Genomic DNA, 17,684 nt, shown 5'->3' with positions numbered 1-17,684 from the left:
ACATCCACCTTCACAACCAAATAAAATTTAATTATCGTATTTACTAATATCATTATAACCGTCAAGTGAACCACACTTAGCATCAATCATTAATCTGACAATTTTAAAATACCTGTTCAAAGATAAATTCGGAGCAGGTGATGAAAACGTATTGAATAAGTAAACAGTGACAGCAGCTATTACAAATATGTAGCGCATGTAACAGAACCAATATTGAATTCAGTCAACAGCATAATGTCTCTATTGCAACCTTTTATAAACAGCGCGTACCATTTCCAGTGCAGCTGATTGAAGCAAGCTTGCCAAAGTAAACGCTGTTCACCACATCAAGTAAGGCATCATGGGGCAGGTTTGGGTTAATCACCTCTAACTGGTTTAATAATCGCTGCTTTAATACAACCTGATGGTAATCATCACGTTCAGGTGACGCGCCGTCTGGTGCAATGTGGTAACCGTTTTCTACAGGTCACCTTGGTCGATAAACCAATTGATACACTGCTGATCTAGCAGATCTTCGGTAATAATCACACGATGTCCCTCATATGGTCACAAAATAACTGGAACTGTGCGCTACTTTTAAAAAGGTTCTGTATTTCAAACATTTGATTAGAATAAGTTTGCTGCTGCTTATCTAAGGTATTTGCATCACCAATAAAATCTGATAAATTTTTATAAATGATAAGTGGATGCCACTTGTTAATCCTATTTGTAGATTCCGTTCGATCGCTAATGTGCCAACCATTAGGCATATTCGCTCTAAGCTCTTGTATCCATTGCTCGTAATGGCCGTTATCTTTTAAACGTGGATAGCGTTTTTCATTAATACTGAGAATAACCGCAGCTATAGGTCCATCATCTAATAAGTCATTGATAAAATGATCTGAACCATCAACAACAAACCCAAAAAACAAACCGGGTTTCCAAGTCGGTTTTTTACTATTACCGTAAGATGAAAATGTTAACCCTATTCGACCCCACTGAGAGACCTTCCGTTTTTCTGGGATTATAAATTCTTCATCAATCAGTAATGGCCATGACTGTTTTTTAGAACGTTCACTAATATTGAATAGCTGCTTATCAAGCTTTTTTGACTCATTATAATACGCAATAGATAGTGGGTTTATAGGGGATACATCGACTAAGCCATGGCTCTTAATTAGCTGTATAAACTCACTTCTAATCCATTTAGTCTTCTCATTATTACTATCTAACAACTCAATTTCTGTCGCTATCTCGTGCCAACATATCGCTATGTCAGGGTTCTGCCTATGTTGACCAACATGCGCGGTAATTAGCACCAAAATAAACTCTTTGCCTAGCTGTTCTTTGGCGTATTTACGATAATTAGAGAGCTGATTGTCATGTAACTCTGACCAAACTTTATGCTCAAAGATGACACTCCACTCTTTATCAAGTGAATTCCAGAGCATATCTGGGTACACACCATTAAAGTTTACCTGAGTATCAAAGAGGCCTGAATCGGGTAACAGTTCAAATGGTACAGCTTTATCGGTTCCTTTCGATTTCAGTAGCTCACTTAGTACTTCACGAACATCTTTATCGTTCCTTAATAACCATGCAAATGCTTCTGTTATGAAGTTTTCTGTTGGGGACGTTTTATCGTTCGATGCATATTTACTTACGTTGACCAGTAGGCTGTTATTCATAGCGGCATTCCTTTGCAATTTAGTTAAAGGTATCGTTATCAGTCGAACTCGCTCACTGAACTTCTATCATAATCGTGAGCCTTGCTGTTCAAGCACTTCTTTCATTAACACCAGATTGCCAGACTCAATGGTTACTAATAATTGTTCAGACATTTGCATCTGCTCCTACTACGTCTAACTCGATTTCACCCCAAAGTTGTTTAGTCGATACACCTATTGATTACAACAATTTCTAGTCCATTTCGCACCGCAGGCAGAACATGGTTGATATCTCAGATATTCAATTCTCTGTTGTTCCGACAATTTCTTTTTCAAGAAGGGATTTTTGTCGTTGTATTCCTTCAATAGTTCTCCAGGAACTAAGCCCCACGAGTCATCTCTTTGGGAAACATTTGATAGCACTACAGCTCCTGAATCTGATGATGCATTCGAGCTAATTTTTACATTTTTTTTTTGAGTAAAAGAGTGTTTGGTGACATTAAGAGCAAATTCTAATTCGTAGAATTCAGCAGTAACCTCTTCACCTAAATCTGTGCCTATAACTTGAACATGAGCAATTAAATTATCATCAATTTGAACCTTCACAACAATTCTCTCGCTCAATGGAGGGAAATGCTTATTAATGGGAACAGAAATATTGCCATAGTTTACCCGTGCATCCGATGCCCCGCTTTTCCCGATCATGACAGGCCTTTTAAACGTCATCAAAGCAGTTCCATCTCTTGGATCCGTGCAATACATTGATTGCTCTTGTTGGATGGAATGGCCGCGTTGAGGCAAAACGGTTCCTTCTCGAAGCAAAGTTACCACTGAATTTCTTGCCTCTAGTAACTCAAAAGGTTTCGCTAGGGTGATATCAAGCCTATCAGCAGCAATCCGAGCTGCTCCTTCTGAAATGATGCGATCACCTTTTGGAGATACGTGTAGTGCAGCAACACCAAAAACTTCATTTAGTTGACGCTTAATTGTCGGCATGTTGACCATGCCGCCAGTAGCTAGGCAAAGTGCTATTGTTTGTGGATCAATATCAGCCTGTTCAGGCGATAGAAGCACGTCAATCTCTCTCATCCCTTTTTGGATAAGGCGAGAACATACATGTTCAACATCATCTCGAGTCAACCAAACATCAATTTCGGACTCGTCACCGTCACCTTGGTAGTAGTCAGGTAGAAATATGTTTGTTTTTCCTCTAGATGAAAGGGTAATCTTTGCTTTCTCACAGGCCACAAGTAATTTAGCTTTCATATCTGGGTTACGATCTAGATGGCTATCTTCTGTCCAATCATGCTGTGTTGCATGCTGCTTCTCCACAAAAGAGAGTATTGCCTCATCCAGGTAATCGCCCCCTACAGAGTTATTACCTTTGTTCTGAATTTGAACAAGTGAGCCATCAGTCACCTTGCAAAGGGTTAAATCAAGAGTCCCGCCACCCCAATCGAATACTAAAACCATCCTTCCCTCAAAACGGCGCAAGGCATCTTCTGTATCTTCTTGGTCTTTAAAGTATGCATAGAGTGCAGCTAGCGGTTCATGCACGAAAGTTTCAATATAAATACCGGCATTCAATAGAGCTTCTCTTAAAGCGACTCTTCCTTGGCCATCCATATCGACAGGAATTGTCACCACGGCACGAGTTAAATCAGCAACCTCTGCATTATCATTATTAAGAGCATCATCTCTTAAGTAGCGAACTAAATCGGTAACCACGTCTACTGGATTAACAATTCTTCCATCAACATTAATCGCAGTTTGTTTAAGCAACTTCTTGGGGCCGCGAACAGTATTACCCAGAACACCAACTCCTGCTTCTTCAAGCTTATCTTTTGCTTTTCTACCACAAATAATCTGGTCTGTTTCATAACGGACAACAGAAGGATGAGGTCTGTTACCATCACCAAATGAGGTCACCTGCCCATCATGCGTAACAACTGAAATAAGACTGTTTGTTGTGCCAAAGTCGATGCCAACTACTTGAACCATGGTAAACTTTCCTCAATGCTCTCAAGAGCTAATTCTATTTGATGAACAGCAACTTCAATTTTTGGCTTCTCTCTCATCAATGCTTTTAGAGATAACTGCATAGCGGGCTCAACATCTTCGGTGATCAGGTTGTAAGCTTTCGATTTAGCTTTACCCGCATCATCTCTTAAATGAACTCTCGTAGCCTGCTCTGAGAGTTTCCTTTCATGAGACTCGCCCTTCAACCTTGCTAATTCAGATTCAAGTGCTTTTATTTCAGATTCTTTAGCCTTAATAGTTACTTCCAACTCACTTATCTTTTTTATTTTTTTTGTTAAAGCGCCTTCCTTATGTTGTGTTTCATCCTCAGCATACCTTCGTCTTTCATCACTTATTTCAAGCTTCTGTTCAAAGTACCGAATAGCAGTATTGAATTCACTGGAAGGCTCCTTGATAGAGGAAGCATAAGCGTAACTAACCGTTGTCTCCTCATTTACTGGCTCCATATTGTTAGCTAGTAGTACCTTCTGCATCTGAGCTATAGCTTTTTCAGCAGAGCACTTACCCGTTTCTAGCGCCCACAAACAGCCTATTGCTAACACATTTGCCGATCTCTTTTTTAGATCAGCACTGTTAATCGTAAAACTTACCTCTGGTTGCTTTGTCTTATCAGCTGACTCCAAAGCAGAATTTTTGCGTTGTTTGAGTTGTCGTTCGAAATAATCTTTTATATTTCTGCAAATTACAGCTATTACATCTTTATTTGTGATATCTGTAGGGCTTGCATACTCGACAAAAATGTTGTCACTACCGCTGTATTTCCCCACCCAGTTCCGGCTTATAGCTAATACAGCAAACTCAATAAGTGCGCGCCTGACCTTCGATTGAGCGCCAATAGATAGTACAACCAACCCCAGGAGCTGTTTGTAAGTTGGATCAAGCTTCCCAATATTTACGATTAAGCCATCAATAAACTTATGGTCAGTAAGCTCCGCTCGTTGCAGTCTCTTTAAAGCAGTTTCATGTTCACGGCTTACTTTTATTGGCTTAGGCTTACCATCTTTTTTAATTGCGACTGTAAACACATCGCTCAATATTTCATTTAGCGAGTTAAAGGAAGCTTTTACAACTGGGTTAGACTTAACGGTATTAGAGCTTTTTGTTGATGTTTTGCTTTGAGTATCTGCATTCACTGAGGGCTCTTGTACCTGATCATCTTTAACAGGTCTTTTTACCCCCACAGAATGAGTATTATCACTTTTAATACCCAAACCTGGTTCAGGTAACGCTTGCTCACTTTGCTTTTTCTGACTTCGCAGACTGAGGATCTCTCTTTTTTTAACCATTTTCTGACTCTACGTTAATTAGTGAATTGCTCGGAAAATTCAATGACGTGTTTAACACGTCGAGCATAGTATTTAACCATTTCAGGATTAGCTTCATCTTCAGCTTTACGATAGCAAAGGTAATCTAGTTTCTGCTTATCTTGAAGAGAAAGGTGAGTACGATTCATTAACTTAATCTCCTTAACGAGCTCATCAAAACTGAAAGTTTGATAACGACCGACTAACTGATTGAGAATGATCTCTGAAGCATAATCGATAGGTAAACCAAGCTGCCCATCCAATTTCTGCAAAGCCCCCATAGATAGTTCTTTATTAAAGAATTTCAATGCTATATCTAATGCAGGAATAAAACTGGTCTTACTTGGTAAGCGAAAGTCATTCATGATGAATTTAATCATCTGACATAAAGAGATTGCGAGAGGGGTATCGTAGGCACTCAACAATGAAAAAGATTGATTTAATCGGGCTGAAAAACTTTCAAAATTAAGAAGATCTGCCCGATGGTCTTTGGCCATAACACCTTGGATATATTTTACTAAGCCATCTCGATACCAGACGCAGCCCTGTAAATGGTCGGTATCCTGAATAAATCGTGTTACAGCATCCCCACTAAAGTCATCTTCACTAAACCACTGCCTGAATTTAGTATCAACCTCAGCTAGCTTACCTGGTTCTGCAATTTGTATATCAACACTTACAGATTTTTTAGTCTCTTTACCATGGAGTTCTATGTGAAAAAACTGCTGTTTGGCAGTACCTAGTTGCTGCCTTAAATCGTTTAAATCGCATTTATTTTGGTGATTAACAACAAACTGTTCGACAAAAGCAGCTTCAATGTCTTTAGGCCTGACTCGATGAGACAACTTAAACGTAGCACTTTGCACTTCACGCCCAGCTATAAGTAACACAGGGTTTGCAATTGGATGCTCAATCTCATGCCAATCACGTTCTGAACAAGAGCTAAACTCCACTCCACAGTGACGGCACAAATAGACTGGAGGCGTCAAATCTACGAAACTCGATGATGAACCTCTTTCATAATAAAGATCAATCGCTGTTTCTTGTATCCAACCAACAGTAGGCATTTAGCTAACCCCATCCAATTTGTTCAACCTGTATATCTTCATCGAGCTCTTCTGCACTGAAATCAGCGGGGTCTAGGTAATATTCATTATCAGGAGCTTTGATTTCATCTTGGCTTCAAGCTCTTTCAAAAGCTGTTGTTCTGTTTGTTTCATTATGTGGTTTTCTTATATAAAAAGAAGTGCCAACATCATAGCACCACATTTTTAAATGTCTTTGAATTATGCCTCACTTTCCCTGACTTACAGAAATAATTTGCGTTACCAATGTCACAATGTAAACAACATGATTTAATTAAAGAGCACCTTCCGGCCGGCTATTAAACTTTTGCCACCAAGGTTAACTTTGGAGCAACTATTGTTGGTTTTAACTTGAAGTAATTAACTAAGTTTTAACTAGCTGCAGGGTGAAAATACAAAATTTCATGCTTTATGCGACCGAATCCCAAATTAGGTATTTACACACTATTTAATTGATTAGTTGTCATAATAACCTCCTTAGATAAACCAACCACTTGCTGTTTAAATGAGAGCCTCGTTTGCTATTCATCATGATGAAAGATGTAGTACTGACGATGCTAAGTTTACTCTTTTGGGTCATTACTATTGCAAGTGCATAAATTGGAGTCAATGTGGAACGATTGTTAGCTTCAATAGCAAAACTAGACCGTTGGGCTGTGGAGAATCATGTTGATTTATCACGTGAATTAGCATCGATAGTGGCAAAAATAAAAAAAACTCATAAAAGAAGTGACGCTCCACAAAAAGTAAAATCAACAAACTCTAGTAAGTCCCTCAAAAAAGTAAAAACAATAGATAATAAACAACAGACAAAGCCGCTAAGTGAGCCACCAACTGCGACAAGTATAAACTTTGATAAAAGGTCAAAAATCATAAAAGGAATTTCGTATTGTCGTTATTGCCGAGTAAACAGATTGGAGTGCAGAGAGCATGAGTTATTTGATGGTACTAAAGTTCTGATTTGTAAAGATTGTAGGCTACGAAGGCATAGAAAGTATCTGAAAAAGAAAAATGAATACTTTGTAAAAGAGGATGCACTGTTCCACCTTGTATCTGGTAGTTATGGCTCAGGCAAAGCAAACCGATAAAATATTGATACTGTAGTAGCTTAGTTAAATCGGCCATTAATTTGAAGGCTAATCTCAGCTAGCCTTTCATATTTTAGCCACACTTATCATAATGTTAACTAGAGCGGTTTTAACATTAACTCTAGAAGATTTTGTCCAAAAGTAAGCTAGGTAAACTTTAATCTAATGGCCAGTTTTAGTTAGCTACTACAACACTGCAAAAAGTCTCCCGTAGATAGCTGGTATCCCGTTAAGCAGCTCTATGTTCAAGCAAGCGCTAGAGCCAAAAGTCTTGGCGTTTACTTGCTCGGTGAGAAAGTCTCTTTTAAATCTCGCTTAGTTATTTTTAAGCGCTATGCAAAAGGTCGAAAAGATAAAGTGGCTGCAGCTGACAAGGCTAGACGGAGTAAAAGTCGCGTGCAAGTTCAGTGCGAGAAAAGGGCTCTGGCTATTAGCGGCACCACTTTGCAACTCAAGTGCAACGGCTAAAAGAATCGTCAAAATATATGCGACAAGAATACAGATAGAAGAAAGCTTTAGAGATGTTAAAACAGGCCTAAAGATGAATGATAGCGGCACAAGGAGCCAAGATAAATTAAGCGTGCTCTTGCTCATAGCCTGCTTATCACAATTTATATTTTACCTGCTTGGTTTGGCGGTCAAACCAGCCGATAAACACAGGCAATATCAAGCGAACTCATCAAGCACCGCAATGCACTTTCAAACCAGTTTATTGGCTTAAGAGCTTACAAAGATAGGAGTTTGAAATTGCTGAAATCGCATTGGCAGCCAGCCATTAAGACGCTACAGGATTTAGTGAGGGAACCACAAGCATCCTATTAAATTCGTGGGGATCCCTCAGACTCAGATAACAGTATCAAAGTGTAACATTAGCTATATTTACTTTTAAATCAGCATCCTTTATTTTGTATATATATCATATGGTTTAAATGAAGTTGGTTTAATATGGTTTCATTATTATCCCCAAAAGAAGCTAGAAAGATAAAATCAATCAAAATTCATCCAGCTGCTAATTCAGCATTTGAGTTTGTTAAATCACTGGAGTTTCTATTTTCTGATGCCATTAGAAAAGACTTATTCAATGTAGATATTTTGAATGAGGGGGCTATTTTGCGAGGGATCGTAATTGAAACCGAACTTCATATTTTTTCAGGTTTTGAATCAAGAATTTTCGACTTAAATAACCTAAACCGTGCAACTGCTACCATCCTTATCCACAAAGATATCACTAAAAGTGAAATTGAATTATTTGCATGGAAGGCCGTAATATCTAACTGTCTGTTAAACTCAGTATCAAGCGAATACTTGGATTTAATTCATACAAATATTAACGAAAGAATTCCGAGTTCAGTATCAAATATATTGTATTTTAAGTCTCATTTAAGCGAAGTTTTATTAGCTGATATGACTGGAAAAACGAAAGACACCATTGCAAAGCAAAAGTCTCGTCACAATCAGCCTCAACAAGGAAATCCAATCTCTATTTTTGAACAAGTGATTGAAGAGGTGAATCACTATTAACTCTCAACCTTCAAGGTTCGATGCTGAAACAATCAAAAATGCCTTAAATAACGCATTTCCAGAAAAGTTAATTGATTATCACAGCTGTATTGCTGATGAGATCATCAACCTGATTGGAATCTTAAGTGAGCAATATCAGCAAGAGTTTCCAGAACTATCTACGATAAGAGAAATCGCAAAGCTAAAAACAACAACGTCACCAACCACGCCTGAAATACATTATCAAAAGCTCACAAGTCTATATCAGTCATTAAAAAGGAATAAACAGCTCGAACAGCATTATTTTTCAGCTTTTATTGCGAGCATCATGCACTCCCCATCTCAAGAGCACCAACAATTTAAACAATATAAGGCCTTAACTTTGTTAGTTTGTGCAAAGCTCTACATGATGGGCCGGCATGAATCTGCGATCAAATCAGTTTGTAATGAAATGAGGCAATGGTCCTTAGGTAAAAGATATGAGCTATCTAATGACCTTCCCGATGTCATTACTCTCGAAATGAACAAGTTATTAGAAATTCTAGACGCTAAAAGAAAGCAAAAACTTGAAAAATGGAGCAGCTCTAGAGTAGGAAGACAAATTTCTAATATTTATGTCCCGTACAATGATAGCCATACCAATAATAATGGCATTATACGCAATACCATGCTTCGAGAGCCTGGAGTGCAGTCGACAAGGCTTATTAGCACTTCAATAGAAGATGATAGCGGTGATACTGTTACCGAATTCAAACAAGTAAAATCTAGTGACGAAGGCTGGGCAATGGAGGAATCTGCATCGGAGCAGAAAAGAACAGCTCTTCTAATATCAATGAAAAAGCCAAGTGAAAATGGGTATGCTGTACAAAAGTTAAGCGCTAAAGCGACAAGTAATAGATTGCTAAAAACCAACATGCGTCTACCGTGTGATATATATCAAGCCACGAAGTTTGAAATTAGTACATTACTAAAATATTGTATGGATGCTCGTAAAGTTTGTGAAAAAACACGTTCCTTTATTTTAGCATCTTTGACATTAGGTACATCATTGCAATGTGTTAGCCAGCGGGATTACAACCACTCAAAAAACACGCTAGAATTTGAACATATACTACCAACCCAACCTCAACGTAAACGCATAATCAAATTAATATCTCCGATTCATACACTGCTTGTTATTCAATTACCAAACGATATCAAAACTCATTTATTGAATGATTTAGAGCAATCAACATTAGATAAAATATCCACTCTACTAAAGCACATCAACAAGCAGCATAGAACAAGTTTAAGCCTGCAAAAGATCTCGAACTACTTGGCTCAAAAGCTAAAACAAGAATCGATAGATCCAACCATTATCGCATTAATTCAAGGTCAAACAGCTGATGTAACCCCAGCGCTTTCATATACCCACTTAGCAGAACAAACAGTAAACGAAACATACCAGCGTTTTTTAAAGTTCTTAGAGAAGCTTTCAAGCAAATCAGCAAATAAACTGAAGTTTGACTATTCAATAGAGCATGAGAAAAACAAAGCGATTGGGAGCCCGCTTGTTATAGACGATGAAATTCTGGCTAAATTCTTTAACACCATAGAACAAAATATATTGCACATTTCAGATATTTACTCTCATAGTCGACATAACCTCATCACTTACTATGTGCTATTCACTCTTGCAATATCTTCTGGCTACCGCCCTGTTACTGGCTGGCTTGGAAAAATCACTGATTATAATTTATTAAATCTAACCTTGTGGATCTCTGATAAAGAAATGCATCAGGACATATCAGGTAGAGTGATCAAAATCCCTGAGATTGCGGTTAGTATTTTAGAGCACTACAAGCAATACTTGAAAGCTGGGAAAGTTGAGTTTATGAACCGAAAAATAGCACTTTCACAACGCTATGATCATGCAATCACTGGCGAGGCGCATTTGTTTTTCTTTATCACTGATAACGAAATAGAAGAGGTAACGCCTAAAACAATGACTGACCACTTTGATCGTGTACTTCCTCTACCATTGAATTGGCATCGCCACTATATTAGGTCGTTACTTGTTCGTGAGGAAATAAACCCAGAATTAATCGCAGCTTGGATGGGACACGCTGAGTTAAATGAACCAGCATTTACACGGTTTTGTTCATACTCCATCAATGACTTAAGTATCATTAGCGACTATATAAACAAAAAATTGGCCTCTGTAAATTGTGGGGCTATCAACTTTGTCTAAATCCATTGGTGTAGAAAAACGTAATAAAGACAGAGAGCGCCATCGACGTAATCTAAAGATTAAGGCAGATAAACTTGTTGAAAAACACTTTCCAAGTGGTGCTGCATTTCCCCCACTTCAGGATTTCAACCTTAAGTGGGAGCAACTAATTGATGATTTACCAAAAGTATTTACTTCAATAAGAGATCTAAAATCAGGTTTTAATCGATGTAATTCAGTCGTAACTAAACGAGCAGAGTCTGACAATATCAACGTAGCCATGCCGTCTGTTATCGTAACGCAAAAAGCTGAAAAAACGATACACTCTCAGGCATTAATACGAGATGGGCTAGTATTTCAAAACCTCTATAACCGCTGGTTTACAGAGCTATCTTTAAATGGCTATTCCGATAGTATTGCTGAAGCTTATCGGTCTATTATCTTTTCAATTATTTGCCACTCAGGTTGCCTTAATCATCATTTAATAAGAGCCTTATCTGCGCAATTAAACACCCGGCTCAATATTTCAACTATCAATAATTTACCCTTTGTCAGCCTAATAATTGATGAGAATGGTTACCATACAAATGTTACAACCGAAGAATGTAAAACAACAGAGTTCATCTGGTATTTATCTCCACTCACAATTAGCTGCATTAGGCACTTTCTACAGCTAAAAAAGCATAACCCACATACTCACTGGCAAGCACCCACAGACAATAAAACTATTCATGCTTTGCTTATAGATGAGTATCAAGACAAAGAGCTTCTCCCTACCAACCTAAAAGGGTTAGTCAAATCAGCAATATCTGTCATACAATTTTTACCTAATGTCAGAATAAATCAAGCAATGCTTGAATATGCAATGGGAAGAAACAAAGCTTATAGTCTACCTAAAGACAATTTAGCGAGGTTAGTTACAACACCTATTGCAATTCACCCAAAACTTAACTTTTATAGTCCACTTAGGAGCATCGAACCTCAAGGGTTACGTAATACAAAACCTGCTTTGCCATATTCAAAATTCTTTCAGACACTATCCCAGACCTTAAAAGAAACAGGTAATAAAAAGCTGACATCAAAATCGTTAAAGCAAAATTTAAACACACTAGAAAGCACACTTAAACTATCAATTGCTCAGGAAGTGCTAATAAAATGGTATATCCATAAACTAAAAACATGTAAGCCATCAACCATACGTACCTATCACTCCACCCTATCAAGAAAGTGGCTTTATAAAACAGAATCAATTGATCTATCAAACGCGGATGAGCAAGATTTTCAAGACCTATACAATGAACTGATTGGGCTCACCAAAGGCTTACCAGCCAAAACTCAACTTGCTGGCCGGTTGAGTGATTTCCATGCCTTTAATGTTCAAAAATTTGAATTTCCTCTGCTACTAGAACCCATTCAAAAAGGGTCAAAACATAAGCTTCATACTAACGCCGGTTTTGTTGATGAAACACTATTTAAGGAATTACTGGATACTGTTGATGAGATAAATGATTTAGACTTTAAAAATAAGGCGACCTTAAAAAGTTTATTAATTATTTCGTATCGCTGCGGATTGAGGATTAGCGAAGCCATCAAGCTTAGATTTAAAGACATAGAAAACTCTCAAGAGGGTTGGATCGAAATAAGAAGCAATAAGTTTTCTGATAACAAAAGCGCGTCATCCCTTCGAAAAGTGCCGCTTAACGCTTTATTACTTGAACATGAAAAAGAGATTATCGACGAGTCACTACAAATCGCCAGACAAGAGCAGTCAACTGCACCAGATACTCGTTTAGCCTTTACCATTGGCCAAGATATAAATAAACCAATAGATAAATTTCTGTTATCCAACTTCACCACCACCGCACTAAGGCAACTTTCAGGCATAGATAACTTGGTATTCCACCACTTAAGGCATAGTGCATTATCACGATTGCAGTTAATTTTTGAATTAGGTGAAAGCAGTACTAAACATCCAGAAGTAGTCCCTTATTCAGCCAAGCAAATCCAGAAGATAACTGATATCTTAGCGGGTAAAACTCAACGTAATAAATACTATGCGATTGCTGCATTTGATGGACATTCATCTCCTGAAACCTGTTTTAATCATTACTTCCATTTTTGTGATTTAGTACTGTACTCTAACTTGATGACAATGGAGCTAAAGGTGACCCAAAAAAAGTTGCTCAACTTAGGGCTTGGTTCACGTAGGGACTTAAGTCAGCAGGCTAAATTAAATGGCATGAATGATCATTGGACTGTTTCAAACTTCCTTGATTACACCATAAAAAAATTAAACATTGCCCCTATTCAGGCTCGCAAGCCAAACCAATTAACCACTATTCAGCCAGAACCTAACCGTAAAACCATTGTTAATATTGATACTTGCTACAATATTTTAAAACAAATTGAGCAAGGTTTAGATCCTATCGAGTTAGCTTTTAAGTATCATATTGAACCAAGCAATATAAAGAGGTGGCACAAAAATGCTACTGAATTAATGGCATTAATGACCAACTATGACAACCCAAGGTTGCAAACTAAAAGTACCGCTCATACATTAATCCCTTCTATGCCTAAATCAACGTCTGAATTAAAGTGGCTTTCTTTAATCATCACAAAAGTTAGGCAGCAATACCCATTCGATACACAAAACATCAAATGGGCGCTTGATTACGCTTTAAATAATAAAAATAGCAGTAAATCGGGTATCTACTTTTCAACGCCTAAAGAGTTAGAACATTTTATTGAAACATTCTCTTTTGCCATACCTAAAAGTAAGTGGCGTATACAAACTCTTTCAATAAATCAAAGCCCTATGCGACCACGATGGGAAAGTGCTTATCGCGGCATTCAAACTCAAACGAGTAAGCTATCATCCCATAAAGGGCGTCAGGGAAAAGGCGCTGTGTGGTTGGAGCTTAGGCATTCTGATGAGAAAGAAATAATGAAAGCAAGGAAGCAAAAAAAATACTCTTCAAATACCATTATTTTTCTAATTCATATGATGGGGATAATGATGAGAAAATAGTTAAGCGGATTAGAATATTTAATACCCCAGAATTTCAAGGAGCTAAGCGTAACAGTGTGGTCAACATTACAGTATCATGCTTATATCAGGGCAACTTAATGATAATGATTATTGTTATTATCATTAAGTTGGCAAACCAATGGTAAACCAATATATTTCACTACTTAGACTGGCTAAACTTCACGATAACCGTAAGTTACAGCCACTTCACGACAGGCGCAAAACTGGCTCAACAGGGTGAATCAAGGGAGCTTAGGCTAATGCCACTATATTGCGTTCAAGTATGAGCATAATGATTATCATGAGCTCTCATGATGACAGCTTCTTAGTTTGCTGCTTCGATCTCTTAATATCACGTATCCAAATCACTGAGCCATGTGTCACTTTCGATTCAAACAAATCTATAGCTGCAAAAAGCTCGCTCAATTTTTTATAACCGTAGTTTCGCTGATCAAAAGATGCTTGATTAGAAATATGCTTACCAATAGGGCCCAGCATCGCCCAACCATCATCCTCTTCTACGGCTTCAATAGCCTGCCTTAAAAGGTTCATGAGTTTAGTATCACTTTTAATATTTTTTACAGGCTTAGGTAGCTCTTCGTCACCCTGTTCATATCCGTCCAGATACAAAAAACGGGAACAACTATTGACGAATGCACTTGGAGCCTTACGCTCACCAAACCCTATCAAGAATTTCCCATCAGCAAGAGCTCTTGTTACTAGGGGGGTGAAATCACAATCGGATGACACCAGACATATAATATCTACATCTTTGGTATATAGGGTATCCATAGCATCGATGACCAGTGCTATATCAGTGGCATTCTTACCTTTGGTTAGATCGAACTGCTGGATTGGCTGTATAGCATATTCATGCAATACATCTTCCCAAGGCTTGATATTAGGACTCTTCCAGTTACCATAAGCCTTGCGTATGTTCACTACACCGTACTTTGCCAGCTCTGACAAGATCACATCAATTTTGGCAGCTGGTGCATTGTCAGCATCGATAAAAAGAGCTATTTTTTCTTTATCTTTCATAAGACTCACTTAAATAAATATTACATTTTACGACAAGAAAGCTGAGCACTCATTTTGAAAATAAGGCAACAAAACTGTTGCCTTTCTTCCCTTAATGATGAGTTAACTCATAACACAGTCTAAACCCTGTTTTTAGGTACTTATATTTTCCAGTACTGTATAGAGGACCTGAAGAGCGAAGAATATGTTTATCACCATAAAAAGAAGTTAAGCTAGCCGAGCGAATTGAAGTGCCCTCGTGCAACCACTCAGCAAAGTAATTAGAATCAACGAAGCTTAGGGCTTTGTATGAAAAGCTTACAAAATTTACAGGGTATTTAACTGGTAAAGCATCAAAAATTTTGTCGTCCATATAATCCGGACTGCCGTCATACATGTTCCCTTTCAAGTCATAGAAACGTAAATCTGATCTTTCCTCATAACTGAACCCTCTTGAATAACCGCCTTCCCTAAGATCCAAATACTCATCAGCTTTAAGTAAACGCAGAGGCACTCCAGTTTCATTTTCTTGCCAATTGATATAAGCCAAAACATCATAATAAGAAAGGGATGCAGGTAAGGCTCTATCTTCATCACTGTTCACAGGCTTAATAGCATCTCCTTTCCTAGACCTTGCAAAATCCTGATTACTAGCTAGAAAGTAATATAGGTCATCAATAGTTTTAAGCTCTGATACCATCAGTTTTTTGCCTGCTACTGAAACTTCCTGAAAACCTTTCAGTATTTCGCTAGAGTTTTTCAAATGAGGTATATAAATTCCTTTAGTTTCATAATATTGCCTTAATATCTCCTCAGTTCCAGGGTAATTGGCACTCAAATTACCTTTTTCATAAAATAGTTTCTCAGATTCATGAGAATCTAAATCTCTATTACCTTGATACTCGAAGTAAAACCATCGCTTGAACCGATATGTATCAATACAACTAGGCATGTCAGCGCGCTTAAGGTATTCACCATAAATTTGATGTTCGAATTTACGATCTCTCTGATTTTTTATGACAAAATCATAATTACCTTTGCCATCAGAAAGGAAGATAAGGTGATCATTAAATGGGATTACATTTACCCAACCTTCCTCCCCTTTCTGAAACAGAATATTAAGCAATTTTTTTACATAAAGTGCCTCGTCAGAGACAACTTTAAACCCTTCATTATTTCCAGAGTTATATAGCTGCATTTCTGGAAGTTCATCTGTGAGATCGGTTAAGTTATTTCCTAACAAATGATAAACAGCGGTGACATAGCCTTCCATCCTATTTTGCAACAGAATTAAATCAATAATCCGAACAGTTCTCTTTTTTCCACTAATTATCGGCTTCAGTTCAGTGAATATATCTAGATTCAAAAACTCTTGTTGTTTTTGAGATAACTTAACAAAAGAAAAGTCATCATTAGCCTCACGTTTCACATGGTCATTCCTGCAGATGACGTGATACAGATCCTTATCACGGCTTACAAGCTCTTGAATATCCATGTTATGCCAATCAAAAGTGCGAGAGAAATCAAAGTTGTGACCAGTAAATAACTTTTGAGGTAATTTTTGGTCTGTGAAGAAAAGACGTTCTGAAACTTGCTGATGGGTGAATGATTTACAGGGATTATAATTTCCAGGAATACTATGTTCTAGCAGGTTAACTCGTATATTAAGGTTATTTCTTGCCATAAAGGGCAAAAGTTCATTCTTGTACTCTTGCTCATAAAAAGCAAAACCACCGAGAAACCCTAGCTTTTTCGAAATAGCATTGAGTTTGGTTGTATGAGGAATTGCTTCTCTATCATGCATTGCCTTTTTTGATGAACGCTTTAAGCTTTCTGGTGCTAAGCCATCCAAAGGAATAATGTGAAACTTATCAAGAGGGAGCAGTGTTACTGGGATGTTGTTTTTTGGCATTTTTTAAAACCTATTAATAGATTATTAGCCCCAATTTCTTGGTGCACTTCTGGCTAATAAAAAAGGTTTCAATCAATGAATATCGCGAAGGTTATGGACATTGATATAGAGTTTTGTTTTGTAAGAAGTACATTACAAACCGCAGGTAAGCTCTAGCCCTAGTTTTTAATCTACTTGATCAATATACCGTTCGTCAAACATTATCTTACCCAAACATAAAAAATCTGAGCAAAATTTCATGAGATGATGATATCCCCCTTAGCTAGGTGGCCAAACCACTATGTCACTACAGTATGAAATTTGGGGAGTGAATCAACACCATGATAATTACTGTTACCGCTAAGTTGGCTTTAGCTAGCATACAGCACTAAAGTCGAACTAGGTTTTAACACAACACGTTTTTGGACACATATTTGCTAGCCAACGTAATTAATTCAAAACTAGGGTAATTTTGAATGACTGGTTTTACTAATTAAAGTTTATAGCGAGTATTTAAGGACTACCTTAATTTTGGTCAGGAATATCACCGATATAAACTACCAGAGCAACAAAAGCATGGCTGCAAGTCGGTATACTACGTACTCTATTCATGCTCAAGAAAGAGGTAAGACCAAATCTGAGACAACACATTTTATCAATTATCCAATTTTCTCTTCGAACAATAGTTTTATATAAAGACAGCTTACAAAACTATGCTTTGCTGCATCATATTCATTTATGTATTAATTTCACGAGCACATCAAACTAGCAATAAAATGTTCATGAAATCGACACAATGTTATTTTCACGCCACCACAAGTGAGTTATAGCTATGTACGTGCAATCGACACAGTGTTATTTTCACGCCACCAT

At 37.6% G+C, this 17,684-nt stretch carries 10 protein-coding genes and 1 pseudogene; 5 read left to right on the top strand and 6 right to left on the bottom strand.

Translation table 11 applies throughout. The features are described 5' to 3' along the window. Window positions 1–524 precede the first annotated feature (524 nt). The 4 genes from BCU91_RS02840 to BCU91_RS02825 all read right to left on the bottom strand — a co-directional run bounded on the left by BCU91_RS02840 (window position 525) and on the right by BCU91_RS02825 (window position 6,057). Entirely contained in the window at window positions 525–1,667 is a 1,143-nt protein-coding gene (locus BCU91_RS02840; protein WP_102530862.1) for a PD-(D/E)XK nuclease family protein, read from the bottom strand. Window positions 1,668–1,880: 213 nt separating this feature from the next. Further along, the gene (locus tag BCU91_RS02835) at window positions 1,881–3,647 is read right to left on the bottom strand and encodes an Hsp70 family protein (RefSeq protein ID WP_102530861.1); all 1,767 of its coding nucleotides are present in this window, start codon (window positions 3,645–3,647) and stop codon (window positions 1,881–1,883) included. After that, window positions 3,635–4,972 carry a hypothetical protein gene (locus BCU91_RS02830; RefSeq protein ID WP_102530860.1) on the bottom strand — a complete coding sequence of 446 codons (1,338 nt, stop codon included), beginning with the start codon at window positions 4,970–4,972 and terminating at the stop codon, window positions 3,635–3,637. Before BCU91_RS02830 ends, BCU91_RS02835 begins: the two co-directional genes overlap by 13 nt. Before the next feature lie 14 nt (window positions 4,973–4,986). Next, window positions 4,987–6,057, bottom strand: coding sequence for a hypothetical protein (locus BCU91_RS02825; protein WP_102530859.1), 1,071 nt, complete (start codon window positions 6,055–6,057; stop codon window positions 4,987–4,989). Between the two features lie 629 nt (window positions 6,058–6,686). Here BCU91_RS02825 and BCU91_RS02820 point away from each other — a divergent pair. The 5 genes and pseudogenes from BCU91_RS02820 to BCU91_RS02800 all read left to right on the top strand — a co-directional run bounded on the left by BCU91_RS02820 (window position 6,687) and on the right by BCU91_RS02800 (window position 13,900). Then, window positions 6,687–7,163 (top strand): hypothetical protein, encoded by a 477-nt coding sequence (locus BCU91_RS02820; protein WP_102530858.1) that lies wholly within the window; start codon window positions 6,687–6,689, stop codon window positions 7,161–7,163. 192 nt (window positions 7,164–7,355) lie between these two features. Next, window positions 7,356–7,985: pseudogene (locus BCU91_RS02815) on the top strand (transposase); the annotation flags it as partial. Between the two features lie 123 nt (window positions 7,986–8,108). Then, window positions 8,109–8,684 carry a hypothetical protein gene (locus BCU91_RS02810; RefSeq protein ID WP_102530857.1) on the top strand — a complete coding sequence of 192 codons (576 nt, stop codon included), beginning with the start codon at window positions 8,109–8,111 and terminating at the stop codon, window positions 8,682–8,684. Between the two features lie 307 nt (window positions 8,685–8,991). Further along, window positions 8,992–10,893 (top strand): hypothetical protein, encoded by a 1,902-nt coding sequence (locus tag BCU91_RS02805; RefSeq protein WP_102530856.1) that lies wholly within the window; start codon window positions 8,992–8,994, stop codon window positions 10,891–10,893. After that, the gene (locus tag BCU91_RS02800; protein WP_102530855.1) at window positions 10,886–13,900 is read left to right on the top strand and encodes a site-specific integrase; all 3,015 of its coding nucleotides are present in this window, start codon (window positions 10,886–10,888) and stop codon (window positions 13,898–13,900) included. The genes BCU91_RS02805 and BCU91_RS02800 overlap by 8 nt, the downstream gene beginning before the upstream one ends. Before the next feature lie 309 nt (window positions 13,901–14,209). On the opposite strand, the gene BCU91_RS02795 is transcribed toward BCU91_RS02800, so the two are convergent. Together BCU91_RS02795 and BCU91_RS02790 are read right to left on the bottom strand one after the other, a co-directional pair. Continuing rightward, the gene (locus BCU91_RS02795) at window positions 14,210–14,941 is read right to left on the bottom strand and encodes an NYN domain-containing protein (protein ID WP_102530854.1); all 732 of its coding nucleotides are present in this window, start codon (window positions 14,939–14,941) and stop codon (window positions 14,210–14,212) included. A 91-nt stretch (window positions 14,942–15,032) separates the two neighbouring features. Next, window positions 15,033–16,832, bottom strand: coding sequence for a hypothetical protein (locus BCU91_RS02790; RefSeq protein WP_102530853.1), 1,800 nt, complete (start codon window positions 16,830–16,832; stop codon window positions 15,033–15,035). Window positions 16,833–17,684: the final 852 nt, after the last annotated feature.

This window comes from Shewanella sp. 10N.286.52.B9 (assembly GCF_002873635.1).
In the GTDB taxonomy this organism is placed as follows: Bacteria; Pseudomonadota; Gammaproteobacteria; order Enterobacterales; family Shewanellaceae; genus Shewanella.
Note: the sequence above shows the minus strand (reverse complement) of the source record. Positions and strands in the feature narration are given on the sequence as shown.

Excerpts from the sequence above, each read along its gene's own strand:
- BCU91_RS02840 (WP_102530862.1), bottom strand. The coding sequence starts at position 1,667 with ATGAATAACAGCCTACTGGTCAACGTAAGTAAATATGCATCGAACGAT.
- BCU91_RS02835 (WP_102530861.1), bottom strand. The coding sequence starts at position 3,647 with ATGGTTCAAGTAGTTGGCATCGACTTTGGCACAACAAACAGTCTTATT.
- BCU91_RS02830 (WP_102530860.1), bottom strand. The coding sequence starts at position 4,972 with ATGGTTAAAAAAAGAGAGATCCTCAGTCTGCGAAGTCAGAAAAAGCAA.
- BCU91_RS02825 (WP_102530859.1), bottom strand. The coding sequence starts at position 6,057 with ATGCCTACTGTTGGTTGGATACAAGAAACAGCGATTGATCTTTATTAT.
- BCU91_RS02810 (WP_102530857.1), top strand. The coding sequence starts at position 8,109 with ATGGTTTCATTATTATCCCCAAAAGAAGCTAGAAAGATAAAATCAATC.
- BCU91_RS02805 (WP_102530856.1), top strand. The coding sequence starts at position 8,992 with ATGCACTCCCCATCTCAAGAGCACCAACAATTTAAACAATATAAGGCC.
- BCU91_RS02795 (WP_102530854.1), bottom strand. The coding sequence starts at position 14,941 with ATGAAAGATAAAGAAAAAATAGCTCTTTTTATCGATGCTGACAATGCA.
- BCU91_RS02790 (WP_102530853.1), bottom strand. The coding sequence starts at position 16,832 with ATGCCAAAAAACAACATCCCAGTAACACTGCTCCCTCTTGATAAGTTT.